Origin of the sequence: Labilibaculum sp. DW002, assembly GCF_029029525.1 — a bacterium.
Lineage (GTDB): Bacteria > Bacteroidota > Bacteroidia > Bacteroidales > Marinifilaceae > Paralabilibaculum > Paralabilibaculum antarcticum.
The window spans coordinates 2,011,968-2,035,587 of the sequence record NZ_JAKJSC010000001.1; the positions used below are offsets into that span (position 1 = coordinate 2,011,968).

Genomic DNA, 23,620 nt, shown 5'->3' on the forward strand with positions numbered 1-23,620 from the left:
TATGAAGAGTATTACTGTTTAAGCCTCAACAAATTTCTGTGGTTTGATCATACGCTCAGGAGCAAGAATCTCATCAAGTTTTTCTTTAGTCAATAAACCTTCTTCAAGAATCAAATCATATACACTTCTGTTCTCAGCTAGCGCACGCTTAGCAATTCTCGATGATGCTTCGTAACCTAAAGTTGGGTTTACTGCTGTAACAATTCCAATACTGTTTAGAACCATTTCCTTACAGTGCTCTTCGTTAGCCGTAATTCCATCAATACAACGCTCTTTTAAAGTAGCCATACCATTCTTCAACATCTCCATTGATTCGAAGATAGAACGAACCATAACTGGCTCCATAACGTTCAATTGTAGTTGACCAGCTTCAGCAGCCATTGTTACAGTCAAATCGTTACCTATTACTTTATAAGCAATTTGGTTTACCACCTCTGGAATAACCGGATTTACTTTTCCTGGCATAATAGAAGAACCTGGCTGCATTTTAGGTAGGTTAATCTCATTAAATCCACAACGCGGTCCGGAAGAAAGTAAACGTAAATCGTTACAAATCTTAGAAAGTTTGATAGCCAAACGCTTGATTGCTGATGAGTACATCACATATGAACCTGTATCCGGAGTCGCCTCGATAAGGTTACCAGCCAATACGATATCCATTTTTGTGATATCACGCAGGTGTTTAATACATTTTTCAGGATAATCAGGTTCAGAGTTGATACCTGTTCCAATAGCTGTAGCACCCATATTAACTTCTAAGAACAACTTAGCATTCTCATTTAAGCGTAAGATTTCTTCTTCGAGGTTAACAGCCCATGCTTCAAACTCTTGCCCTAAAGTCATTGGTACAGCATCTTGAAGCTGCGTTCTTCCCATTTTAATTACATCCTTGAATTCTTCCCCTTTTGCACGAAATCCTTCAACTAAGCTTTTTAATCCAATCACCAAATCTTCATTCTTAAGCATTAAACCAACTTTAATACCAGTTGGGTATGCATCGTTAGTCGATTGAGAAAGGTTAACGTGATTATTTGGATGACACTTCTTGTAATCACCTTTTTCGTATCCTAGAATTTCTAAGGCACGATTTGCAATAACCTCATTAGCATTCATGTTGGTAGAAGTACCAGCACCACCTTGAATCATATCAACCGGAAATTCATTGATCAATTTTCCATCGATAATTTCTTCACAAGCCTTTGTAATAGCATCATTAAGATCATCATTCAATAAACCTAACTCGTTATTAGCTTTTGAAGCTGCCCACTTAACCATAGCAAGAGCCTTTATATATTTTGGATATGCGCTAAGTTTAACACCGCAAATATCAAAATTTTCAACTGCTCTTAAAGTTTGAATTCCATAATATGCTTCAGATGGAACTTCTTTGTAACCAAGTAAATCGTGTTCAGTTCTTGTACTCATTGTGATTATACTTTTCCCTTTAGCAATTACTTAATTGAAATTCCCCCTTCAAAAAAAATCTGCTAAACCCGTTTGTAAATAGTGTTTGTTTGTTGCCACAAATGTAAAATAAGAATCAAATTTATACCAAGATTTAATAAAAAATCAACCAGCAAAACACCACACAGCATAAAACCCTGTTTTAATGACTTTTACATCAGTTAAAACAGGGTTTCACAACTCATATTCGTTTGGTTTTGGTATGTTTCTCAACAGAATACAAACGTTTTCGACAAAAAGGGATCAGAAAAATCTGATCTATTCAAAATCTTGAGAATTTTCTTCAACTTCCGATAGCGGTTTTAGGTGTGCAGGAATTTCTTCATTCAATTCATCCTTAAAGAATGGAAATACATCCATTAATGGACTTTCTGTAATTGAGTGAATTTCATAAGGTACAATCATAGTGCTTAAAGATTCCTCTAAGAACTCATATGCCTGCTTCACATTATTTGCTTCAGTTAGCATGTAGTTGTTCGCTTTTTTCTCCTTACCAGATGCCTCATCAACATCTACAAAAGAAACCTTCGCTTTATACCAACGATCACCATTTTCGTTTGGATAAAGTTCAGTAACGTTAGACTTGCTTATGTTTGTAACATTAAATTCGCCACCAATCATTTGCTCTAACTCTTTATGAATTCTAGCCTCGGCTTCAGTAAAGGAAACTGCATCTACTAAATAAGGCTCCGAAACTTTTTTCTCTTTGCCTGAAACTTCGTCAATTTTAACGTACTTAACTTTACACTCGAACCAATTATTTGTCATCATATTATTTTTATTTTTTTTCGCTTAACAAAGATAAAATAACCTACTTTATATTGTTCAAATTGAGGAATAAAAAAAGGGAATAACTTTAAAGTTATTCCCTTTGAGTAGCGAGAGGCGGGCTTGAACCGCCGACCTCGTGATTATGAATCACGCGCTCTAACCAGCTGAGCTACCTCGCCATTTTTGCTTGATTGCGGTGCAAATATAATGGCATTTTATTTCTAAAAAAAATCTTTTTATTGAAAAAAGAATTCTCTTTTCATAAGAACAATCCAAAGTATCTCTATTACAGAATTATTGCATTAAAATTTTTCTTTAAAAAAAAATTGCAAATCATTATTTTAGACTGAATTTTATCCCAAACCAGCCTAAATCCATTTCAAAAATCATTTCCTCATCTTTAGAAAATAAAAAAAGGAACAACTTTTCAGTTATTCCTTTTTAGTAGCGAGAGGCGGGCTTGAACCGCCGACCTCGTGATTATGAATCACGCGCTCTAACCAGCTGAGCTACCTCGCCGTTTTTCTAACGGACTGCAAATATAGAATCCTTTTTCATTTAAAAAAAATACTTGAACACTTTTTTCGTAATGCTTCAATCTACTTATCTGAAAATTTGCTTATATTATAAGACGGAACTTTAAGTAAATGGAAAAAATACCTTAACAATATGAAAAATGAACAAGTTTTCATTCTCTTTTTTTTTAATTCCATATTCTTAAGTATCTTGCGCAAAATTTCAGTATCGACTTACAATTCACGTTTTTAGTTTAAGAAAACCTAGATTTCAGAGCTAAACCAAAGACTGTAGACCTGTAAAATTGGTATTTACATATTTTCACTTTACTTATAATAAATACAAAGCCCCAACCAATGAAACAATTTGAACTAGAATATGTGCTTCGTGCTTCCCAGAAAGTTATTTTCGATCGATTAAGCAGCGCAAGTGGTTTGTCCGAATGGTTTGCCGATGATGTAAACCAAAAAGATAAAGTTTATACATTCATGTGGGATGGATCCGAACAACAAGCTGAATTGTTAACTAAAAAAGACAATAGACTTGTTCGTTTTCATTGGTTAGATAGCGATATGGAAGAAAGCTTTTTTGAGTTTAAAATCGAAATTGATGCCTTAACAAATGACCTGTCGTTGATCATTACAGACTTTGCCTACGAAGATGAAATTGATGAAAGCATTGAACTTTGGGATACCCAAATTGCTGAGTTAAAACATGTTTTAGGGATTTAATTTTTTTAACACTCCACATTTACGAAACCTAATTAAAATAACCTATTTTTGTATGTTTCAGGGCCAGTTTCTTAATGTTATTGGTCTTGTTTTTTATGGAACAAATTATTACGTTTCAAAACATGGTTTATTAATCTGGTTAACAGATATTTTCAATACTCAATTTCATAATTGAGAACTAAAATATCGACAAATCAGTTAAAATGGCGAGTAATGAAAAGATTACATTCATTTATATTAAAAAGTTTTTTAGGGCCTTTAACGTTCACATTCTTTATTTGCATGTTTGTGTTACTCATGCAATTTTTATGGCGCTATATTGACGAATTTGTTGGTAAAGGTCTGGAATGGACTGTAATCGCAGAATTTCTTTTCTACGTTTCTGCAACTTTGGTTCCTATGGCTTTACCCTTGGCTATTCTCTTGGCATCTATCATGACCTTTGGTACTATGGGAGAAAACTATGAGCTAACAGCAATGAAAGCTGCTGGTATTTCTCTACAAAGAATAATGAAACCACTAACCATTCTGATCATTTTGATTAGTTTGGGTGCTTTTTATTTTTCTAATAATGTAATGCCAATTGCCTCTTTAAAGACCACCAACTTACTTTATGATATTAAAAAACAGAATCCTGAATTAATTTTAAAAGAAGGAATCTTCACCAATGATTTGCCAAAATTTAGTGTTAAGGTTGGTAACATCAATAAGGATAATGGAATGATGTATGACCTTCTAATTTACGATCACCGTGAAAATAGAGGAAATACAAATGTAACCGTTGCCGATTCAGGAACAATGGTCACTTCTGCCGACAAACTAACAATGAATTTAACGCTGTATAGCGGTAATATTTACAAGGATATTAAAACAAAGAACCGTAAAAAGAATAAAAATCATCCCTCTCAAAGAATTAAATACAAAATTTTCAAACAAAATATTTCTCTTCCAGGTACTGATCTAAAAAGAGGAAATGAAGATCGCTTTAAGAATAGTTATCGAATGCTTAACCTAGGTCAATTGGTGGGGACAGAAGATTCACTAACAAATAAGCTAATCAAAGAAAAAGAGTCTTTATCGAAAAATTTAATTACCAGACATTATTTTCAGAAAGAGCCAAAGAGGATATTAAAAGACACTCTTCAAGCTCACTTAGTAACGGAACAAACTCTAGACGCCGACTCACTTTTCAATAGTATGTCATCGCCTAATAAACAAATAACCATAAACTCTGCCCTTAACAAAGGAAGAAAAGCTAGAGAAAATATTTCCCGAAAAAATGGAGAATTAGAAGGTCAAATAAAATGGATTCGAAAATTCACAAACGAATGGCATCGAAAATTCACTCTTCCTTTTGCATGTTTTATCTTTTTCTTTATCGGTGCTCCTCTGGGTGCAATTATCCGTAAAGGAGGTTTAGGAATGCCAGTAATTATTTCAGTATTGTTCTTTATTGCCTACTACATTATCTCAATGACTGCAGAGCGATTTTCAAAAGAACTTGTACTTACACCATTCTGGGGAATGTGGTTGTCTTCAATAATTATTTTGCCCTTAGGTATTATTTTAACTTATAAAGCAACTACTGACTCTTCTGTTTTCAATATTGAAAATTATATTGATTTCTTTAAAAAGATTAACCCTCTGAAATTCTTAAAAAAGAAAAATGCCTAATCAATTTCGATTACTCGGATTTCTTTTCATTTTAATGATAAGTTCGTGCAATACTATCGAGCCACCCAAAGAAAAAGAAGTTGCTGAATTTATTACTAATTGGCACAAAGCTGCAGCCGACGCAAACATCAATTCCTATTTTGGAATGATGAGTGAAGATGCTATTTATATTGGTACTGATGCAAGCGAAAGATGGACAAAAAAAGAATTTTTCCAATTTTGCGAACCTCATTTCGCAAAAGGAAAAGCTTGGGATTTTAAGGCTTTCGATAGAAAAATCTATTTCTCTGAGGATGGAAAAACAGCATGGTTCAATGAATTATTAAATACCTGGATGGGTGTTTGCAGAGCTTCAGGTGTTATCCGTAATGAAAACAACACACTCCTAATAACTCACTATCACCTATCGGTAACGATTAAAAACGAAAAGGTTAAAGAATTTCTTCAAATTAATCAAAATTAAAATGTTCGACGATTTAAAACCAGATATCGATTATTATATGAGCCCCGACGGTTATCGCATATTAACTCATAAATATTTAAGTGAAAGAGGTTATTGTTGTGGAAATGGGTGTAAACATTGCCCTTATTTTCCAAAACACACCAAAGGTAATCGAACTTTAAAAGAATAATACAAAATCCAATATGAATCAAAATAGCTTACGAATTGTTTACATGGGGACACCGGAATTTGCTGTAGCTCCTCTTGATGCTTTAATTGAAGCAGGTTTCAATATTGTCGGAGTTGTTACAAATCCGGACAAGCCTGCTGGTCGTGGTCAAAAGATTCAGGAATCAGCGGTTAAAAAATATGCCCTTGAAAAAGGTTTAACTATTCTTCAACCTGAGAAATTCAGAAATGAAGCTTTCTTGGCTGAACTAAAAGCTTTGAATGCTGACTTACAAGTCGTAGTTGCTTTTAAAATGTTACCTGAATTAGTTTGGAATATGCCAAAATATGGAACTCTAAACCTGCATGCCTCTCTCCTTCCACATTATCGTGGTGCTGCACCTATCAATTGGGCAATCATGAATGGAGATAAAGAATCAGGCGTTTCAACCTTCCTACTTCAACATGCTATCGACACTGGAAATATATTATTTCAGGAAAAGATTTCAATTGGAGATAATGATAACGTAGAAGTTATTCATGACGAACTGATGAATGTAGGTTCACAGTTAGTCGTAAAAACGGTTAAAGCAATTGAGGCTGGTGATTACCCACAAATACCTCAAGAAAGTTTATCTGCTCAGGAATTAAAATCAGCTCCAAAAATCTTTAAGGAAGATTGCAAAATCGATTGGACAAAAGATATTAACTCAATTCACAATCTAATTAGAGGATTGAGTCCTTACCCTGCTTCATGGACAGAACTACTTCCTAAGGAAGAAGGTAAAGCAATTGGGCTAAAAGTATTTGGCACCGAAAAAGAAATTGTTAAACATTCCGAAACTGTTGGAACTATATCTACCGACGGAAAAAACTATTTAAAAGTCGCTGTTGATGGAGGCTTTATTTCCATTAAAATGCTTCAACAAGCTGGAAAAAAACGGATGAAAGTAGAAGATTTCCTCCGGGGATTTCAACAAATAAACAATTACCATTTATAATATTTAAGGAAGCTATTTTAGCTTCCTTTTTTTACGCTCACCAAATAAAAAGTAAAACTCACCAATAATTCTTTTATTTTCGAAAACCTTTTCGTAAATTCTATAGAAGTAAAAAAAACTCTTCTAAAAACCAAATTATCATCCTAGTAGAGATTTCTCCTCAAAAAAAGTAAGCTACCTTTCTCTCTCACCTCTTTTCCACAGAGAATACTTAAATGCCTCAACATTTACATGATTTTTTTGTTGACATACTAATAGACCTTACCTACCAACAATTTTTAATTTATGGTAAAGCGAATTTTTGATCTACTAGATAACTACAGAGAATGTTTTCCTGACAAAATAGATGCTTTTGCAAAAAAAGAGGGTGAACAATGGATTACCTATTCTTCAGAGCAATATTTGACTTATTCTAATTTTATAAGTTATGCATTGCTGGAAAATGGTTTAAAAAAGAATGACTGTGTAATAAGCATTTCTAACAATCGACCAGAATGGAACTTTCTTGACATGGGCTTAGCTCAAATCGGCGCTGTACATGTTCCATTGTACCCAACAATTAACGCCAAAAGTTACGATTACATTATTCAGCATTGCCAACCAGTTGCAATATTTGTTTCGGACCAAATACTATACGAAAAAATTGAACCCCTTTTAGCGGATCATCCATCTGTAAAGTTGGTTTATTCATTCGAAAAAATTAAAGCCGTTGCTCATTGGACCAGACTACTTGAAGCTGGAGAAAAGGCAGAAGCAAATTTAAAAAGCGAGTTAACTGCAATAAAAGAGAGTATTCAGCCAGATGATTTGGCTACAATAATATACACTTCCGGTACAACTGGTAATCCGAAAGGCGTAATGCTTTCTCATAATAATTTCATGAGTAATGTATTGGCTTCCGCTGCTCGATTGTCACTTGATTCATCTCACAAAACCTTAAGTTTCCTACCCATCAATCATGTTTATGAGCGAATGGTTAATTATCAATACCAATACAAAGGAGTTAGCATCTATTACGCCGAAAGCATGGATACAATAGGTGATAATTTACGAGAATTGAAACCTCATGGATTTGCAACGGTACCACGTTTGCTAGAAAAAGTTTACGACAAAATTATGGCAAAAGGAAAGAGCTTACCTTTTATAAAAAAATCGATTTTTTTATGGGCTGTAAAACTGGGATCAAAATATGAATTGAACCGCGCCAATGGCAGTTGGTATGAATTCAAATTAAAAATTGCGCGAAAACTAATCTTCAGCAAATGGCAGGAAGCTTTGGGTGGTAATATCATGTTCATGTGTTCGGGTGGAGCCGCATTACAGGTGCGCTTAGAACGTTTATTTTGGGCTGCAGGCATTCCTGTTCAAGAAGGATATGGCCTAACCGAAACCTCTCCTATTATTGCTGCCAATCAAAATGCTTACCCAGATGTAAAATTTGGAACCGTGGGACCCGTTTTAAAAGGTGTCGAGGTAAAAATTGCTGATGATGGTGAAATATTGGCGCGTGGACCAAATATCATGTTGGGCTACTATAAAAATCCAGAACTAACCAAACAAGTAATTGATGAAGACGGTTGGTTCCATACAGGAGATATTGGTTGCTGGGAAGAGGATCGTTTTTTAAAAATTACTGATCGAAAGAAAGAAATTTTCAAGACTTCAGGTGGAATTTACATTGCCCCTCAGGTAATTGAAAACCGATTAAAAGAATCTCCTTTTATCGATCAAAACATTGTTATTGGTGAATTTAAAAGATTCCCATCGGTAATCATCTCTCCTGATTTTGAGTTCTTAAAGGAATATTGTAAACGAAAAAAGATCCCATTTGAGAGTCCTGAAGATGTCATTTTCAACCAAAAAATTCAGGTTCGAATTTGGAAAGAGGTTCAAAAAATGAATGTAAATCTCGATCGACCTAAGAAAATCAAAAGCTTCCGATTGGTTGCTGATGTTTGGACTCCAGAATCAGGAGAACTCTCGCCTACTTTAAAATTGAAACGAAAAGTTTTAAAAAATAAATATCAATTACTGATTGAAGAAATTTATTCCTGACACACACTAAAATACTAAATATGCATCGTAAAATAAGGAAAGTTGCCGTTTTGGGAGCCGGAGTAATGGGTGCCCAAATTGCATGTCATTTTGCCAACATTGGTATGGAAGTTCTATTGCTAGATATGCCTCCCAAGGAACTAAGTGCAGAAGAAGATAAAGCTGGATATTCATTAGAACACCCAAGGGTTCGAAATCGAATCGTTAACCAATTATTTAGTCGGATAGTAAAGAATAAACCAGATCCACTGTATCTAAAGAGTTTCGCAAAAAGAATTAGCCTGGGTAATTTTGAAGATGACCTTATCAAAATTAAAGATTGCGATTGGGTAATTGAGGTAATCGTTGAAAATTTAAAAATCAAACAAAGCCTATATTCTAGAATTGAAGAGTACAGAAAACCTGGTTCTTTAATTACAACAAACACATCAGGTATACCAATAGGAATGTTACTGGATAGTAGATCTGAAGATTTCAAACAATCATTTTGTGGAACCCACTTTTTTAATCCGCCAAGGTATTTGAAATTGTTGGAGATCATTCCTTCTACTTATACTTCTGAGGAAGTGATTGCTTTTCTAAAAGAATTTGGTGAAAGGCACTTAGGGAAATCGGTTGTGATTTGTAAAGATACACCTGCCTTTATCGCCAATCGTATTGGTGTGTATTCCATGATGTCGGTATTTCATTTACTAAAAGAATTTGATCTTTCGGTTGAGGAAATAGACAAGCTAACCGGACCAATTATCGGCCGTCCTAAATCTGCAACTTTTCGCACCTGCGATGTAGTTGGGTTAGATACGCTTGTTTTTGTTGCTCAAAACCTTCAAAAAGCTCTCGTTAATGACGAATCGAAAGAGATTTTTGCGGTACCTGATTTTATTCAAAAACTATTAGAAAACCAATGGTTAGGAGCCAAAACGGGACAAGGATTTTACAAAAAAATCAAAAATGAGGAAGGAAAAAGTGAAATTCTAAGCTTAAATCTTTCCAATTTTGAATATCAAGCGAAGCAAAAAATAAAATTTGCTGAATTTGAAGCTGCTAAAGCGATTCCTCATCTTAATAAGCGTTTCAAACTCTTGTTAAAAGGAGAAGGAAAAATAAATCAATTCTACCGCAAATTATTTTTAGGATTGTTCGCCTATGTTTCGAATCGAATTCCTGAAATATCAGATGAAATATATAAGATTGATGATGCCATTTGTACTGGGTTTGCCTGGGAAATGGGACCTTTCGAAATTTGGGATACTTTGGGTTTGAAAAAATCCATTCCAATGATGGAAGAACTAGGTTACAAACCGGCTGATTGGGTCTACAAAATGGCTGAAAAAGATCAGAAATTCTATCAGTTAAAAGAAGGAAACAAACAATTCTATGAGATTAACTCTCAAGAATACATTACCATTCCTGGAACAGAAGAATTGGTAATTCTCAACAATCTTAGACCATCGCACAGCATATGGAGTAACGAAGGTTGTAGTATTCTCAATCTGGGAGATGGAATAATCAACTTAGAATTCCATACTAAAATGAATACCATTGGTAGTGAAATTATTCAGGGTATCAACAAAGCTATTGAGTTAACAGAGGAAAGTTATAGAGCTCTCATTATTTCTAACGAAGGAGATAATTTTTCTGCAGGAGCTAATATTGGTTTAGTTTTCATGCTCGCTATAGAACAAGAATATGAAGAACTTGACATGGTCGTTCGCACATTCCAAAACACCATGCTCAAATTAAAATATGCTTCATTCCCGGTAATAGCAGCACCACATAATATGGCACTTGGCGGTGGTTGCGAAATAAGTATGCATTGTGATAAAGTAATTGCTCATGCTGAAACCTATATGGGATTAGTTGAGTTGGGAGTAGGCGTTATTCCTGCTGGTGGTGGATCTAAAGAATTTGCTTATCGCCTTTCGCAAGAAATTGCACATGATGACATTCGAACCAACCGTTTTCGCGAAAAATTCTTAAGCATAGGACAAGCAAAGGTATCCACATCGGGCTATGAAGCCTTCGAACTGGGTTACTTACGCAAAGATGTTGATGAAGTAATTGTAAGTAGAAAACATCAATTGCTCTATGCTAAAAAAGCAGCTTTGCTAATGACCGAAAAAGGCTACACGCCTCCTCTACCAACAAAAGACATTCGTGTATTGGGAGCAGAAGGATTGGCCTTAGTCTATTCCGGAGCAGATGGAATGGAAGTTGGAAACTACATTTCGGAGTACGACAAATACCTCTCAATTGAATTGGGAAAAGTACTTAGTGGTGGAGAATTAAGCGAACCTGCAGAAGTTTCGGAGAACTATCTATTGAATTTGGAACGAATTGCATTTGTAAAATTATGTCAGCAGAAAAAAACCCTAGAACGGATGCAAAGTCTGCTTCAAAAGGGGAAAATTCTTCGTAATTGATAACTGTTTAATGATAACTGATAACTGAAATTTATGAACGCATATATAGTAGCAGCCTACCGAAGTGCTGTAGGCAAAGCAAAAAAAGGCAAACTGAGGTTTATTCGTCCAGATGATATGGCAGCTCAAGTAGTTCAGCATATCATGAAAGAGATTCCAAATTTGGATCCAACAATGGTGGATGATGTGATTGTGGGGAATGCAACTCCTGAAGCAGAACAAGGCCTTAATGTTGGGCGAATGATCGCTTTAATGGGGCTCGATAATATTCAAGTTCCTGGAATGACTGTGAACAGATATTGTTCCTCTGGATTAGAGACCATAGCCATTGCCGCATCTAAAATTGAAGCTGGATTGGCTGATTGCATATTCGCTGGAGGTGTTGAAATGATGTCTATGATTCCTATGGGAGGTTGGCGAGTTGTGCCAAATCTTGATATAGCGAAATCAAACCCAGATTGGTATTGGAATATGGGAATTACTGCCGAGGCTTTGCGTAAGGAATATAATATTTCACGTGAAGATCAGGATGAATTCTCCTTTCATTCACACCGAAAAGCTCTCGAAGCATTGGCACAAAATCGCTTTACGGATGAAATTGTTCCCATAAAGGTGATGGAGACTTTTGTTAATGGAAATGATAAAGCTGAAAGTAGAGAACACCTAATTAGTAAAGATGAAGGTCCAAGATTGGGAACTACGGAAGAAGCCTTGAGCAAGTTAAGACCTGTTTTTGCACAAGGAGGTAGTGTCACGGCTGGGAATTCATCACAAACTTCAGATGGTGCTGCTTTTGTTTTAGTCGTATCAGAGAAAATGCTAAAAGAACTGAACGTAGAGCCTTTGGCTAGATTTGTGAATTATGCCGTAGCTGGTGTTGAGCCTAAACATATGGGAATTGGACCAGTTGCAGCCATTCCAAAAGTTTTAAAAAGATCAGGTCTAAATATGAATCAGATTGAGCAATTAGAATTGAATGAAGCTTTCGCTGTTCAAGCTCTTGCCGTAATGCGAGAATTGAATATCAATCCTGACATGACCAATATGAATGGTGGCGCCATTGCACTAGGCCATCCACTTGGCTGCACCGGAGCAAAATTAAGTGTTCAGCTGATTCATGAAATGAAAAAACAAAATCAAAAATACGGCATGGTGAGTATGTGCGTTGGTTCGGGACAAGGAGCTGCCGGCATATTCGAATTAATGAGCAATGATTAATGTTTAATTATTAATGACATTAACCATTCTATATTGATCACTAATTATTAAACATCAACAAACATGGAAAAGATAAAAACAGTAAAAGGCGGTGAATTCCTGGTAAAAGAGACCAAGCCTCAAGACATATTTATTCCTGAAGAATTCTCAGAAGAGCAAATCATGATTAAAGAAACCTGTAGTGATTTTCTGGAAAAAGAGATTCTTCCCAATCTGGATAATATAGACAATCAACAAGAAGGCTTGATGGTTGAACTACTGGAAAAAGCCGGCGAGTTGGGCTTATTAGGCGTATCTGTTCCCGAAGAATATGAAGGCTTTGGACAAGATATGAACACATCTATGCTTAGTACCGAAATAATGGGGACATTTAGTTCATTTGCTGTTGCCTATGCCGCACATGTGGGTATTGGCACATTCCCTATTCTATATTATGGTACTGAGGAGCAAAAAAATAAATACCTACCGAAACTTGCTAGTGGTGAATTCAAAGGAGCCTATTGCCTTACAGAACCTGGTGCAGGTTCAGATGCCAACTCTGGAAAGAGTAAAGCGATTCTTTCAGAAGACAAATCTCATTATATCCTTAACGGACAAAAAATGTGGATCACCAATGGTGGATTTGCTGATGTCTATACCGTTTTTGCAAAAATTGATGATGATAAAGATTTAAGTGCTTTTATCGTTGAAAAATCATTCAGTGGAATCAAGCTCGGGCAAGAAGAAAAAAAGATGGGAATAAAAGGGTCTTCGACCTGTATGATGTTTTTTGAAGGTTGCCCGGTACCAATTGAAAACTTACTAGGAAAAAGAGGTAAAGGATTCAAAATTGCATTAAACATTTTGAATAATGGTCGAATTAAATTAGCAGCAGCTGTTTTGGGAGCTGGCAAAAATGTCATCAACAATTCTGTAAAATACGCCAATGAAAGAATTCAGTTTGGTCAGCCAATTGCAAACTTTGGTGCTATTCAACACAAAATTGCAGAACAAGCTATGCGAACTTATGCTGTAGAATCGGCTATTTACAGATGTAGTAACGACATCCAAAATACCATGCATCATTTGATGGAGGAAGGCACTCCAAAAGAGCAAGCAGTTATTCAAGCACAAAAAGAATTTGCTGCCGAAGCTGCTATTCTTAAAGTTTCAGCCTCAGAAGCCCTTGACTTTGTTGTAGACGAAGGTGTTCAAATTTATGGTGGCATGGGCTACTCAGCAGAAGCGCCTATGGAAAGAGCTTATCGCGATTCTCGTATCAATCGAATTTTTGAAGGTACAAACGAGATCAACCGAATGCTTACTGTTGATTTCCTTTTGAGGAAAGCTTTCAAAAATGAATTGCCTCTTTTATCAGCTTCACAAGCTGTAGTAAAAGAACTAATGGCAATTCCAGACTTTGGCGAGGCTGATGAAAGTTTATTTGTTAGAGAGAATAAGCTTGTAACTAATTTCAAAAAAGCAGCCTTATTGGTAGCAGGTGCAGCAGCACAAAAATTTATGCAGAAATTAAGTCATGAGCAAGAAATATTAATGAATATCTCAAACATTATTATGGATTGTTATTTAGCTGAATCAATGTTATTACGAGTTCAGAAACTAATTGACTCAAAAGATGCTGATACTTATAAAGAACAAGTAGCAATGGTGGAAATATTCATTTACGATGCTGCAGACCGCATTCATAAGAATGCTAAGGATGCGCTTAACTCTTTGGCTTCTGGTGATGAACTTAGAATGATGCTTCTTGGTATCAAACGATTCACCAAACATAGCGGACTAAACACTAAAGATGAACGTCGCCAAATTGCGAAAAAATTAATTGAAGAAAATTCTTATTGTTTTTAGATGAAAAAATACTTTTTAGTATCAAAAAATAAAATTGATGAACCCCAATTGAATATTCTAATCGGGAACTAGTTAAGATAGAAGTTCAAGCTCTCTTAAATTAGAATAGCATATTAAAAACAAACCCCTCCATTGGACAATTATTTGCCTTTGGAGGGGTTTTAATTCTTATGTTTTTTAGGATTTAAGATACTGTAATCAATTCACTTTGCGTACAGTTTTTTTAGTTGTATGTTATACAAAGCGCATAATATCCTCAACATTTTTTCTTGGAGTTGCAGGTGCATGTTCCCCATCTTCGTAACCATAAACAATCATTGCTGCAACGGTTTCTTCTTCTGGCAATCCTACTATTCCAGAAATTTTCTCATCGTTAATAACACCCATTATACATGTACCAACACCTCTGGCATGTGCCGCTAAACAAAAAGTTTGACAAGCAATACCCGCATCAAATACTTCCCAAACACTAGCTTTTGAAGTTGCATAATCGTCACCTTCCAATTTGCCACTTTTGCCTTTTACAAAGCTCAATACAGCAACGCCTTTAGCTTCTTTTAGAGTGTTAACATTGTATACAAATCCATCTACACCATCATTTGCCAACTTAGTAATTATCGCCTTATCATCTACCAAAGTATATCTGGCAACTTGAAAATTTCCCCAAGAAGGAGCCCATCTACTTAGCTCAACAATTTCCGTCATTGTTTCGTGGTCTACTATTTCATTTTTAAACTTACGCACACTTCTGCGTTCTTTAATCATTTCAATTGCATCCATTACTTTATTTTTTTTTAGTTTTCAATCTATGTTTTAAGCTTTAAATATCTGGTCTAAAATCCGATTAAATCGTATGACGTACAGGAACACTGTTCAAAACTGCCTCATCCATATCTGAAAGAACGTAGTTGACCCTATCGATGGCAGCTTGTTTTTCTTTTGGTAGTTTCGCATCAAAACTAACTGTGTTTATAATATGGATTCCCATATAATAGGTTTCCACATCCACTAGCTCTAATGTTTTCTTTTGTTCTTCGAGCACTTCACGTTCAGTAGCCATCTCAAAAATACCTTCTTCAACATCTTTAGCAAGTTGAGTTCCTTCATTTACATTTAGTGATGTTGGAACAATACCCACAGGCTTAACTTTATTAATAAGTTGTGCATTGGCCTTAGCGTTATCAATTCCTTTCCCCTTACCCGCAGCGCCAAACATAAATCCATAAAAGAAGGTGATTCCAGCTTTATTCAAGCGTTCTAATTGTTCATGGACATCCTTTAACGACGCACCTTTATTAAGATAATCAAGAGCTTCACCCAAACCTGTTTCCACACCAACCCACAAATCACCAATACCAAGCTTGCTCAAGTCAGCCAGCTCTTCATCCGTTTTACCGATAATATTGTTGATTGAGGCATACATTGTTATGATCTCAACCTCAGGTAGGTATTTGTGAATCAATTTGGCAATTGCCTTTAAACGCTTTGCGGAAAGAACAAAAGCATCTCCATTTACCAAAAATACTCGCTTTACATTGCCATTTCTCATTTGAGCTTCCTGCAAATCCTTTTCAACTTGTTCAATCGGATCAACAGAGAATTTCACATCACGATACATGGTGCAAAACGTACATTTGTTGTGTGCACATCCCACTGTTACTTGCAGCAAGAGTGTATTTGCCTCATAAGGAGGTCTGTAAACTGGTCCTGTATAATTCATCTTTTTCTTAATCGATTAATTTATTTGTAAAATCAATCAGTTCATTAATTGCGGTCTCATTGTATGCATCTGGATGAGCTTTGGCATAAACACCATTATCATTATCAAAATACTTTCCTGTAATACCTTTATGATCTTCCGAAACGGCCAAGTCGTATAAAATATTAGAGCCTTTATTGGCCGGAGACCAATGTTGACCATATGCTTCGTTAGCCATTTTTGTATTCAGCAAGGATCCCGGGTTTACAGCGATTACTGCTATATCTTCCAACTCTTTTGCCAATCGGAAACTCCACATGGTTAATGCCAATTTACTTATTGCATAAAATTCGTTAACCGACACTTCTTTTTTACCAACAATCGCATCGTAAGAAACAGGAGCTTGTGCAGCAGAACTCAGGTTAATAATACGAGCATTACTTCCCTTTTTGATCAATGGCGTTAGTCCTTTGGTTAGTAAATATGGTGCCAAATAGTTGACTACAAATCTCAGATCCAAACCATTTCTATTCACAGAAAAAGGAGTTTTGAAAACACCGGCATTGTTGATTAAAATATCGATGTGCGATACCTCATCGTTCACTTGCAAAACCATTTTTTTAACAGCATCTAAATCTGATAAATCAGCCACAAAGCCATGAATAGACTCATTCTTTGTCAATCCTTTAAGCTCAGAAATTGTGGCATTTACCTTCTCTTGGCTTCTTCCGTGTACATAAACTGTATGTCCTTCTTTTGCGAACATTGCCGCAACAAGTTTTCCAATTCCATCTGTACTACCTGTAATTAGTATATTCTTAACCATTTCAGCTTATTATTTAGTTAACTTTGTTTTCACAATAATAAATGGTCCAACACTATCGTCTTTTCCATTATTAAGAGCAGGTACTCTGTTTAACTGATCAACAGTACTGTATAAATAGCCATCCTTAGCCAGATGCAATCCATCTGGCCATGTTTGACCAACTGGAAGTGTTGCAATAGTTCTGAATCCATCTTTAGCATTAGACACAGCAAGTTCGTTTTGTTCGATATTGCTTATGTAAACATTCCCTTTTTTATCTGCAGCAATACCATCGCTGTATGATTTTGCAGAATACTCTTCAATACTTGCAGTTAACTCTTCATCGGAGTCAAAACTTTTTGCAGGCACTCGATATATTTTTTTACCGTGTAAGGCTCCAAAGTATACCCATTTAAAATTAGGGTCAATAGCAATTGGATTTAAAGCAAATCCTCCTTCAAAATCAGGCATCATCGATGCGTGGCTTTCTATCATTCTTCTTGCAGCGCCAGTTTTGGTATCAATAACAATAAAGGCAGGTATTGGAGTACTTTTTAAGTCTCCTTGAGTCATGTCAGCAATAATAACACGATTGTGCTTTTCATCGATTACGAAATCTTGCAGAAAACTGGCTGGCGTCACAACATTTTCTGGAATTTCAATCGTCTTCACCAACTTCTCATTTTCAGTATCCCAAACAATAAACTGTTTGGCTCCCATATCTAACAACCAAAGATTGTTTTTGCGATCCGTTCTAATACCTATAATAGCTTTAATTTTTGAATCCTCTCCTTTTGAATATTCAGCATTTGGATAAACCTTAGTTTCACCATTCTCACCAATCTCGTATACGCGCACATCAGCTCCTAAAAGAGGATTAATTGAAACAAACATTCTACCCGATGGGCTTATCGTCATATTTCCAGTTCTAACCGTTTCAGAAGAAAGAACTGTTTCAGCAAGTTTAGCTGTTTGGGCATTGATGTTCGCACTTGTAAACAATATAAGGATAGTTGCTACTAATGACTTAATATATAAATTTTTCATTTCTATGATTCTTTTTAATTTTCAATATTAATTCAGTTTCAAATACTAACTAAGCAATGTGAATCATTTTATTAACTACAAACTCTTCAGTTGCAAGCTCAGTTGCTTTCATGTATTCAGTAAAATGAGTGCTTTCTACATGCTTCTGCAAAGCGTCAGGATTTTTCCAATTTTCATATACAAAAAATAGGTTTGAATTTTCCTTATCCTGATGTAAATCGTAATTAATACATCCTTTATCTGATTTTGACAAGTCAGCAAGTTTCAGCAATTCAGCTTTTACTGTGTCTGCTTCACCTTCCCTAACTAATATTCGTGCTACGATACTTATTTTTTGATCTTTCATGAAATAATATTTTTTGTAGTAATTCTTTTATACTCTTGTTTGATTTATCGAGATGACAAAGTTACATCCTGAATGACATTCAATGATTGTAAGAGAATTGGGTAGTATTGTATATTAAAAGGTTTTTAATTAAAAAAAACGGTATATGACTGAATAATTGAAACAAATGAGTTTTTAAATCTAAATACCAAACCAAACAACCAATAATTATACAATTAGTAGACATCTCAGTATCTAAGCTTAAACCAAAAAAAGCATCAAGAATAATTTATTCTGATGCTTCTTTAAGAGATATAATACTAGTTTATTCTTAGAGGTATCACCACTTTTCCATATGTATATTAGCAACATCAAATTTATCTTTAGCTTTTTCAACACCTGCAGGATAACCAAAAGGAATCACACACATCGGCATGATGTGTTCCGGTAAATTCAGCACCTTTCGTGCATGTTCCATCCTATCCTTTCCAGGATATAAAGTACTCCAAACACCTCCTAGTCCCATTCCTTCCATAGTCAAAAGCATATTCTGTGTTGCTGCAGAGGTATCTGTAATCCAAAATTCAGGAGCTTCTTCTCTTACCTTATTCATATCACCACAAACAACAATAGCAGCAGGAGAACCATCTAAACCTCGTGCATACTTTAATTCTTTCCTTAATTCGAGCATCGTATTTCTATCCTTGATAACAATAAATTGCCATGGTTGTGCATTAAAGCCCGTAGGAGCAGCCATACCTGCTCTCAAAATAGTTGTTATATCTTCGTCAGAAATTTGTTGATCGGTGTAGTTTCTAACACTCTTGCGACTGTGAATAACTGATAAAATTGCTTCTTTTTTAGTTGTTGCAGATTGAGAAATCTCTTCTACCTCATGTTTCATTTCAACCAACTTATAGGTTGAAAGAAGTAAGGCGATTACTAACAATAAGGATAATAAATGACTCTTGTTCATGATTTATTTTTTGAATGGTTTTCTAATTGTTTCTAATAGGTATCCTGTAGGGCAAGCATAATTGCACCAAGGACGAGGGATGAAAATAGATAACAGCAAAAATGTAACCGCTAAGACAATAACTGGAATAGAAGCTGATCTGAATAGGAAAGCTGAGAATGGCTCTATATTGGTCAAATCAAAACTGACTCCCGTAAATAATAACAACATGATAGTTGCAAATACTTTTTCGCGCAGTGTTGCCACGAATTGTTTTACATTATTGGGTAATTTCAGTTTGTTCTTTCTTACTTTTCCCAATAAATCTTGTGATGCTCCAAAAGGACAAAGATGACTGCAGTAAAACGCCTTACTGGTAAGTAAGGGAAGCACAATGCTCAAAACTAAAACTGCAAATACAAATAGTTTTGCTGGCAAATCAATTCCATGCACAGTCCAATTATTGAAAGAGAACAAGGAAAGGAATGTTCCCGACCAAAATCCTAAAATCACCACAAGCAAAATCTGATAAATAAGTCGAAATCTTTTTAGCGTTTTAGGTCTGAAAAACTGAATTAATGCCAGAATTAGTAAAACGACCCCCAGGACACTTTTAAAGATTGCTAAAAAATCAGTTTGCACAGCAAGAGAAACTGACTGCTTTAAAATTTTTCCTGTTCTATGTTTTACTGTCTTTATAATTGCCTTTGAAGTTAACGTAGCTCCGGAAACAACATCAACCTTTGCATTCAGCACATCTTGAATTTTCAAGTTGTTCCACGATTCCATGAATCCGGTTTCCTTTATTTTTTGTACAAAATCTGGCGATTCATAATTCTTAAGCAGCCTAATTCCGACAAGACTATCCTGATTACTATAAGCTAAGAGTAGCGGTACCGAGGAAGCAAATCCGATAATTGAATCGGAAATTGGACTGGTATTATATGCCCAACCAATTTGATGTTCTTTTGAAAAAACGATGATACTATCATTCTGAACTTTATAGCTCGAGGCATCTGAGAATAATATCCTAATATCATTAATTGTATATTTTGCATCTTGCTTTACATCAGTTTTGCTAGTAAATAATTCATAGCCAAAAAATTTATCCCTTTGCATTGCCAATACACCTAGCAATAAAATAATTACAGTAATGGCATAAACCTTTTGAACTGAAGTTTGACCTATCCCAATTTTCATCATAATGCCAATAATAAAATAATTACTACTGCCGCCAGTATAATATTGATTACATCGCTAACACTTAATTTCTTCATATTTTTATTTCTATTTAATCACCCTATCGAAGGAAATCCCTTATTATTTATCGATGTTACAAAAGTATATCTGCCGATAAGTTTATTCATTGTATCGAGATTGGGAAAAATGGTATCTCACACTTACATTATGTTACCCCCTTGACCTGAAGCCTATGTATATAAAAGAGATTTATTGTATTATTAATGGTTTTATGTGTGGAAAAGTTACTTTAACCTTTTATTAACATCTTTAATCATTAGTTTATCCCTACATTTGCAAAGACAAACCAATATAGATACAATGTTTACAGAGAGAACTAACAAATTATTCGAAATCCAGATTGAAGAAATGTCTTCGTGGGGAAAGAGACCGCATAAGCACAATTTCTTCGAGATTGTTTATGTAGAGAAAGGTTCCGGTTATCAGTGTATCAATCAGCATGAATTTGAATATAAAGAGGGGAATATATTTCTACTTCCTCCCTTAGATTGCCATTCATTTAAAATTGAAGAACATTCCAGATTTTACTTCATAAGCTTTACCGATCATTTCTTTTTAAAGGAAGATGGACTGACCAGTTATAAGGATTGGTTCGATCGTATTGCCTATATCATAGCCAATTACAACAAGGTGCCTGGAGATATTATACCTACCGATAGAGAAAGGAAGTTTATCATCGATAACATCAAATCCATTTACCAGGAACACTTGTCTGCCGATAATTACTCAGAAGCGATTATTGCGGGATCCATAGCCTCAATTCTAAATATTTTGGCCAGAAGTATTGAGAAAAGATATGTAGATCAGGCCAATGATGTTGATAATCGTTTTGGGGAAGTTCTGAGGTATATAAACACTCATATTTTTATTAGCGACAATTTGAGAGTACCGAAGCTGGCTGATAAGTTTGGTATCTCGAAAACCTATTTCTCGGAGTATTTTAAGAAGCAGGCAGGTATTAGTTTGGCAGATTACATTACCAAGTCGAAACTTCGCATTGTGGAAACAAAGGTGCTGCATACCGATTTGTCCTTAAAAGAAATTGCCTATCAGCTAAACTTTACCGACAGCAGTCATCTGGCTAAATCATTCAAAAAGGTTTATGGTATGACGGTTAAAGAATTTAGAAGCAGTGGCCAGGTTTGTTGTAATTAATTACTTCACCAAAAAAATACAATTAGCGTAAACTAGAAGATTTCTCGATGACGTAAAAAAACCTCCAATAGAAAAATCTAATGGAGGTTTTGGAAAATTATTTAATTTGAAAAAGACTATTCATTAATTTTCCTACTCATTATAAAGTAATAAGCCAAAAAGCCAATAGAAACTGAAACAAAGAATATTCCATAAGGCATAGCACTTCTATATTCCTTAAAAATAGGATATTCCATACCTATAACTTCCATTGCTATAAATCCTAAACCTCCAAAAAAGGCAACTAATCCCCATTTTAATGCAGGAAACTGGTCATACTTCACTTGTTTCTTAACTTCAACTTCAGTATTCTGATCCAAAATCTCTGCACGATCAAAATGACCTGTTTTAATTATCTTTCTTTTCAAAAAGTGCGAAGACATCATTTTTACAAATGTGATGATACTAAAGAACACCACTGCAGCCATTAACAATTCACCAATATTCATATCTCTAATTTTTAGTTTTTCAATTTGTTTTGCTCATTAGACCATGCTTCGTTTTAAAATGTTGCAAAAAGCTTAAACTTTTTTTCGATTCCATTTCTTGGGACTCCGACTTCGAGTCAGAGATCAAATAAAATTATAAAAGTAGAATGATTATTTATTCGTGCTCCGAACTTGAAGTCGGAGCACAAAATTTTGTCTTTGGGATTCCTACTTTGGTTCGGATTCCCAATATACTTTTTTTACTCTGTGGTAGTTCAAAATTCGTTATCGACTAAACAAATTTTAATTTGCAAAAATAATTCTACCACATAGTACACTGAGAAACACAGAGGATTTACTTCTTTTAGTATCGATACAACTAGGGTTAGCTCAGATTGCAAATGGAATAAGAAAAATTGGATGTGTGAACAGAAAATACTTTAACTTTAAAAATACTCATAATATTTGCAACATGTGTTAGGGGTAGAAGCGACTACCCCACAGCGAGGTACGAGCGAGGAGTAATAGCGTATGGCCCGACCCGAAGGGGAACACCCAAAGAAAAATATAATTAATTTGTAAAATTTTGCAACAATTAAAGAAGAGTGCCTGTCTACTCAATCAAAGATGAAGGAAAAAGAGCTGATACACCAAATATGTAATGGCAATCCACAGGCCTTTCGGTTTTTGGTGAAGCAATATGAGCGTCTCGTATTTCACGTGGCTGCCCGTTTATTGAATCGTCAGGAAGATTTGGAAGACGTGTGTCAGGAAGTTTTTATTAAGGTGCATCAAAAGCTCCCCAAGTTCAGAGGAGAATCAAAATTATCAACTTGGATTGCAACCATAGCTTATCGAGTGGCGGTCAATCATATCAAAAAGAAAAAAACAGGAACTGATATTGATGAATCAGAACGTGAATTCATACATCCTGATATGATAACAAATGATCATCCTCAGAATATCGTTGAGAAAAAAGAATTGAAAACATATGTACGGAAAATGGTGGATCAACTTCCGACTCAATACAAAACAGTTCTCAGTTTGTATCATCTGGAAGAAATGGGCTATAAAGAAATTGTAGAGATAACCGGGCTACCTGAAGGGACAGTGAAAAACTACATTTTTAGAGCTAGAAAATTATTGAAAGAATTAGTTGAAAAAAGCGAATTAGTTAAATATAAATTGAACTGATATGCAAAATAATCAAGATAAATACACAAATGATGAATTCGATTTGGAAGAATTGAATCTCATCGATCAGATGCTGAAGGAAAGTTTAGAGGACAATTTTGAGATTCATATTCCTGTAAATTTTGCTGATAATGTAACGGAGCTTGTCGAGAAACGAAAATCGATTCGTGAGGCGCTGCTTAAACATGCCATAATGAGTCTTGGTTTGATTGTAATTGTTGGTTTTGCAGTTGGAATACTATTCTACTTTAAAATAGATTTGGCAAATATTATTCTCGATTTTGCCATCAACTTCAAATATCCGCTTGCCTTTGGTTTGCTTACAATTACTTCGATTCAATTAGCAGATTCGTTTCTCTTGAGTAGAACCAAAGATCGATTAGAATAATTTCAATTTGATGA

General features: G+C 35.1%; 22 protein-coding genes and 2 tRNA genes. 12 read left to right on the top strand and 12 right to left on the bottom strand.

Annotated features, from left to right (window positions below):
- Positions 1 to 18 precede the first annotated feature (18 nt).
- From aspA to L3049_RS07695, 4 genes are all read right to left on the bottom strand, one after another.
- A complete protein-coding gene (gene aspA / locus L3049_RS07680) occupies positions 19 to 1,425 on the bottom strand; it encodes an aspartate ammonia-lyase (RefSeq protein WP_275109220.1) in 1,407 nt (468 codons plus the stop codon).
- A gap of 297 nt (positions 1,426 to 1,722) precedes the next feature.
- Positions 1,723 to 2,235: a DUF4494 domain-containing protein gene (locus tag L3049_RS07685; protein ID WP_275109221.1), complete on the bottom strand. Its 513-nt coding sequence runs from the start codon at positions 2,233 to 2,235 to the stop codon at positions 1,723 to 1,725.
- 105 nt (positions 2,236 to 2,340) lie between these two features.
- Positions 2,341 to 2,414: transfer RNA gene (locus L3049_RS07690), tRNA-Met, on the bottom strand.
- Between the two features lie 266 nt (positions 2,415 to 2,680).
- Positions 2,681 to 2,754 (bottom strand) — tRNA-Met (locus tag L3049_RS07695).
- Between the two features lie 353 nt (positions 2,755 to 3,107).
- Here L3049_RS07695 and L3049_RS07700 point away from each other — a divergent pair.
- The 9 genes from L3049_RS07700 to L3049_RS07735 all read left to right on the top strand — a co-directional run bounded on the left by L3049_RS07700 (position 3,108) and on the right by L3049_RS07735 (position 14,311).
- Complete coding sequence (locus L3049_RS07700; RefSeq protein ID WP_275109222.1) at positions 3,108 to 3,482, top strand: START-like domain-containing protein; 375 nt, start codon at positions 3,108 to 3,110, stop codon at positions 3,480 to 3,482.
- A 213-nt stretch (positions 3,483 to 3,695) separates the two neighbouring features.
- The gene (locus L3049_RS07705) at positions 3,696 to 5,156 is read left to right on the top strand and encodes an LptF/LptG family permease (protein ID WP_275109223.1); all 1,461 of its coding nucleotides are present in this window, start codon (positions 3,696 to 3,698) and stop codon (positions 5,154 to 5,156) included.
- Entirely contained in the window at positions 5,149 to 5,619 is a 471-nt protein-coding gene (locus L3049_RS07710) for a nuclear transport factor 2 family protein (protein ID WP_275109224.1), read from the top strand. The genes L3049_RS07705 and L3049_RS07710 overlap by 8 nt, the downstream gene beginning before the upstream one ends.
- 1 nt (position 5,620) lies before the next feature.
- A complete protein-coding gene (locus L3049_RS21640; protein ID WP_275124366.1) occupies positions 5,621 to 5,788 on the top strand; it encodes a DUF5522 domain-containing protein in 168 nt (55 codons plus the stop codon).
- Between the two features lie 13 nt (positions 5,789 to 5,801).
- On the top strand, positions 5,802 to 6,767 hold the full coding sequence (fmt, locus tag L3049_RS07715; RefSeq protein ID WP_275109225.1) for a methionyl-tRNA formyltransferase: 966 nt from the start codon (positions 5,802 to 5,804) through the stop codon (positions 6,765 to 6,767).
- Positions 6,768 to 7,052: 285 nt separating this feature from the next.
- The gene (locus L3049_RS07720; RefSeq protein WP_275109226.1) at positions 7,053 to 8,822 is read left to right on the top strand and encodes an AMP-dependent synthetase/ligase; all 1,770 of its coding nucleotides are present in this window, start codon (positions 7,053 to 7,055) and stop codon (positions 8,820 to 8,822) included.
- A gap of 20 nt (positions 8,823 to 8,842) precedes the next feature.
- Entirely contained in the window at positions 8,843 to 11,245 is a 2,403-nt protein-coding gene (locus tag L3049_RS07725; RefSeq protein ID WP_275109227.1) for a 3-hydroxyacyl-CoA dehydrogenase/enoyl-CoA hydratase family protein, read from the top strand.
- A 33-nt stretch (positions 11,246 to 11,278) separates the two neighbouring features.
- Complete coding sequence (locus L3049_RS07730) at positions 11,279 to 12,463, top strand: acetyl-CoA C-acyltransferase (protein ID WP_275109228.1); 1,185 nt, start codon at positions 11,279 to 11,281, stop codon at positions 12,461 to 12,463.
- A gap of 63 nt (positions 12,464 to 12,526) precedes the next feature.
- Positions 12,527 to 14,311, top strand: a complete 1,785-nt coding sequence (locus L3049_RS07735) for an acyl-CoA dehydrogenase family protein (RefSeq protein WP_275109229.1) — start codon at positions 12,527 to 12,529, stop codon at positions 14,309 to 14,311.
- 234 nt (positions 14,312 to 14,545) lie between these two features.
- On the opposite strand, the gene L3049_RS07740 is transcribed toward L3049_RS07735, so the two are convergent.
- The 7 genes from L3049_RS07740 to L3049_RS07770 all read right to left on the bottom strand — a co-directional run bounded on the left by L3049_RS07740 (position 14,546) and on the right by L3049_RS07770 (position 20,342).
- Positions 14,546 to 15,091: a nitroreductase family protein gene (locus tag L3049_RS07740; RefSeq protein WP_275109230.1), complete on the bottom strand. Its 546-nt coding sequence runs from the start codon at positions 15,089 to 15,091 to the stop codon at positions 14,546 to 14,548.
- 64 nt (positions 15,092 to 15,155) lie between these two features.
- Positions 15,156 to 16,031: a radical SAM protein gene (locus L3049_RS07745; RefSeq protein WP_275109231.1), complete on the bottom strand. Its 876-nt coding sequence runs from the start codon at positions 16,029 to 16,031 to the stop codon at positions 15,156 to 15,158.
- 7 nt (positions 16,032 to 16,038) lie between these two features.
- Entirely contained in the window at positions 16,039 to 16,836 is a 798-nt protein-coding gene (locus tag L3049_RS07750) for an SDR family NAD(P)-dependent oxidoreductase (protein WP_275109232.1), read from the bottom strand.
- A 9-nt stretch (positions 16,837 to 16,845) separates the two neighbouring features.
- Positions 16,846 to 17,862 carry an L-dopachrome tautomerase-related protein gene (locus tag L3049_RS07755; RefSeq protein WP_275109233.1) on the bottom strand — a complete coding sequence of 339 codons (1,017 nt, stop codon included), beginning with the start codon at positions 17,860 to 17,862 and terminating at the stop codon, positions 16,846 to 16,848.
- 49 nt (positions 17,863 to 17,911) lie between these two features.
- Positions 17,912 to 18,208 carry a putative quinol monooxygenase gene (locus L3049_RS07760; RefSeq protein WP_275109234.1) on the bottom strand — a complete coding sequence of 99 codons (297 nt, stop codon included), beginning with the start codon at positions 18,206 to 18,208 and terminating at the stop codon, positions 17,912 to 17,914.
- 319 nt (positions 18,209 to 18,527) lie between these two features.
- Positions 18,528 to 19,163: a nitroreductase family protein gene (locus L3049_RS07765; RefSeq protein ID WP_275109235.1), complete on the bottom strand. Its 636-nt coding sequence runs from the start codon at positions 19,161 to 19,163 to the stop codon at positions 18,528 to 18,530.
- 3 nt (positions 19,164 to 19,166) lie between these two features.
- On the bottom strand, positions 19,167 to 20,342 hold the full coding sequence (locus L3049_RS07770) for a 4Fe-4S binding protein (RefSeq protein WP_275109236.1): 1,176 nt from the start codon (positions 20,340 to 20,342) through the stop codon (positions 19,167 to 19,169).
- Between the two features lie 360 nt (positions 20,343 to 20,702).
- Here L3049_RS07770 and L3049_RS07775 point away from each other — a divergent pair, with 360 nt between their 5' ends.
- Positions 20,703 to 21,557 carry an AraC family transcriptional regulator gene (locus tag L3049_RS07775; RefSeq protein ID WP_275109237.1) on the top strand — a complete coding sequence of 285 codons (855 nt, stop codon included), beginning with the start codon at positions 20,703 to 20,705 and terminating at the stop codon, positions 21,555 to 21,557.
- Between the two features lie 116 nt (positions 21,558 to 21,673).
- Here the strand turns inward: L3049_RS07775 and L3049_RS07780 are convergent, their stop codons facing one another.
- Positions 21,674 to 22,045: a hypothetical protein gene (locus tag L3049_RS07780; protein WP_275109238.1), complete on the bottom strand. Its 372-nt coding sequence runs from the start codon at positions 22,043 to 22,045 to the stop codon at positions 21,674 to 21,676.
- A 606-nt stretch (positions 22,046 to 22,651) separates the two neighbouring features.
- Between L3049_RS07780 and L3049_RS07785 the strand changes: the two genes are divergently transcribed.
- On the top strand, positions 22,652 to 23,218 hold the full coding sequence (locus L3049_RS07785; protein ID WP_275109239.1) for an RNA polymerase sigma factor: 567 nt from the start codon (positions 22,652 to 22,654) through the stop codon (positions 23,216 to 23,218).
- 1 nt (position 23,219) lies between these two features.
- The gene (locus tag L3049_RS07790) at positions 23,220 to 23,606 is read left to right on the top strand and encodes a hypothetical protein (protein ID WP_275109240.1); all 387 of its coding nucleotides are present in this window, start codon (positions 23,220 to 23,222) and stop codon (positions 23,604 to 23,606) included.
- Positions 23,607 to 23,620 lie beyond the last annotated feature (14 nt).

Excerpts from the sequence above, each read along its gene's own strand:
- aspA (WP_275109220.1), bottom strand. The coding sequence starts at position 1,425 with ATGAGTACAAGAACTGAACACGATTTACTTGGTTACAAAGAAGTTCCA.
- L3049_RS07685 (WP_275109221.1), bottom strand. The coding sequence starts at position 2,235 with ATGATGACAAATAATTGGTTCGAGTGTAAAGTTAAGTACGTTAAAATT.
- L3049_RS07700 (WP_275109222.1), top strand. The coding sequence starts at position 3,108 with ATGAAACAATTTGAACTAGAATATGTGCTTCGTGCTTCCCAGAAAGTT.
- L3049_RS07705 (WP_275109223.1), top strand. The coding sequence starts at position 3,696 with ATGAAAAGATTACATTCATTTATATTAAAAAGTTTTTTAGGGCCTTTA.
- L3049_RS07710 (WP_275109224.1), top strand. The coding sequence starts at position 5,149 with ATGCCTAATCAATTTCGATTACTCGGATTTCTTTTCATTTTAATGATA.
- L3049_RS21640 (WP_275124366.1), top strand. The coding sequence starts at position 5,621 with ATGTTCGACGATTTAAAACCAGATATCGATTATTATATGAGCCCCGAC.
- fmt (WP_275109225.1), top strand. The coding sequence starts at position 5,802 with ATGAATCAAAATAGCTTACGAATTGTTTACATGGGGACACCGGAATTT.
- L3049_RS07720 (WP_275109226.1), top strand. The coding sequence starts at position 7,053 with ATGGTAAAGCGAATTTTTGATCTACTAGATAACTACAGAGAATGTTTT.
- L3049_RS07725 (WP_275109227.1), top strand. The coding sequence starts at position 8,843 with ATGCATCGTAAAATAAGGAAAGTTGCCGTTTTGGGAGCCGGAGTAATG.
- L3049_RS07730 (WP_275109228.1), top strand. The coding sequence starts at position 11,279 with ATGAACGCATATATAGTAGCAGCCTACCGAAGTGCTGTAGGCAAAGCA.
- L3049_RS07735 (WP_275109229.1), top strand. The coding sequence starts at position 12,527 with ATGGAAAAGATAAAAACAGTAAAAGGCGGTGAATTCCTGGTAAAAGAG.
- L3049_RS07740 (WP_275109230.1), bottom strand. The coding sequence starts at position 15,091 with ATGGATGCAATTGAAATGATTAAAGAACGCAGAAGTGTGCGTAAGTTT.
- L3049_RS07745 (WP_275109231.1), bottom strand. The coding sequence starts at position 16,031 with ATGAATTATACAGGACCAGTTTACAGACCTCCTTATGAGGCAAATACA.
- L3049_RS07750 (WP_275109232.1), bottom strand. The coding sequence starts at position 16,836 with ATGGTTAAGAATATACTAATTACAGGTAGTACAGATGGAATTGGAAAA.
- L3049_RS07755 (WP_275109233.1), bottom strand. The coding sequence starts at position 17,862 with ATGAAAAATTTATATATTAAGTCATTAGTAGCAACTATCCTTATATTG.
- L3049_RS07760 (WP_275109234.1), bottom strand. The coding sequence starts at position 18,208 with ATGAAAGATCAAAAAATAAGTATCGTAGCACGAATATTAGTTAGGGAA.
- L3049_RS07765 (WP_275109235.1), bottom strand. The coding sequence starts at position 19,163 with ATGAACAAGAGTCATTTATTATCCTTATTGTTAGTAATCGCCTTACTT.
- L3049_RS07770 (WP_275109236.1), bottom strand. The coding sequence starts at position 20,342 with ATGAAAATTGGGATAGGTCAAACTTCAGTTCAAAAGGTTTATGCCATT.
- L3049_RS07775 (WP_275109237.1), top strand. The coding sequence starts at position 20,703 with ATGTTTACAGAGAGAACTAACAAATTATTCGAAATCCAGATTGAAGAA.
- L3049_RS07780 (WP_275109238.1), bottom strand. The coding sequence starts at position 22,045 with ATGAATATTGGTGAATTGTTAATGGCTGCAGTGGTGTTCTTTAGTATC.
- L3049_RS07785 (WP_275109239.1), top strand. The coding sequence starts at position 22,652 with ATGAAGGAAAAAGAGCTGATACACCAAATATGTAATGGCAATCCACAG.
- L3049_RS07790 (WP_275109240.1), top strand. The coding sequence starts at position 23,220 with ATGCAAAATAATCAAGATAAATACACAAATGATGAATTCGATTTGGAA.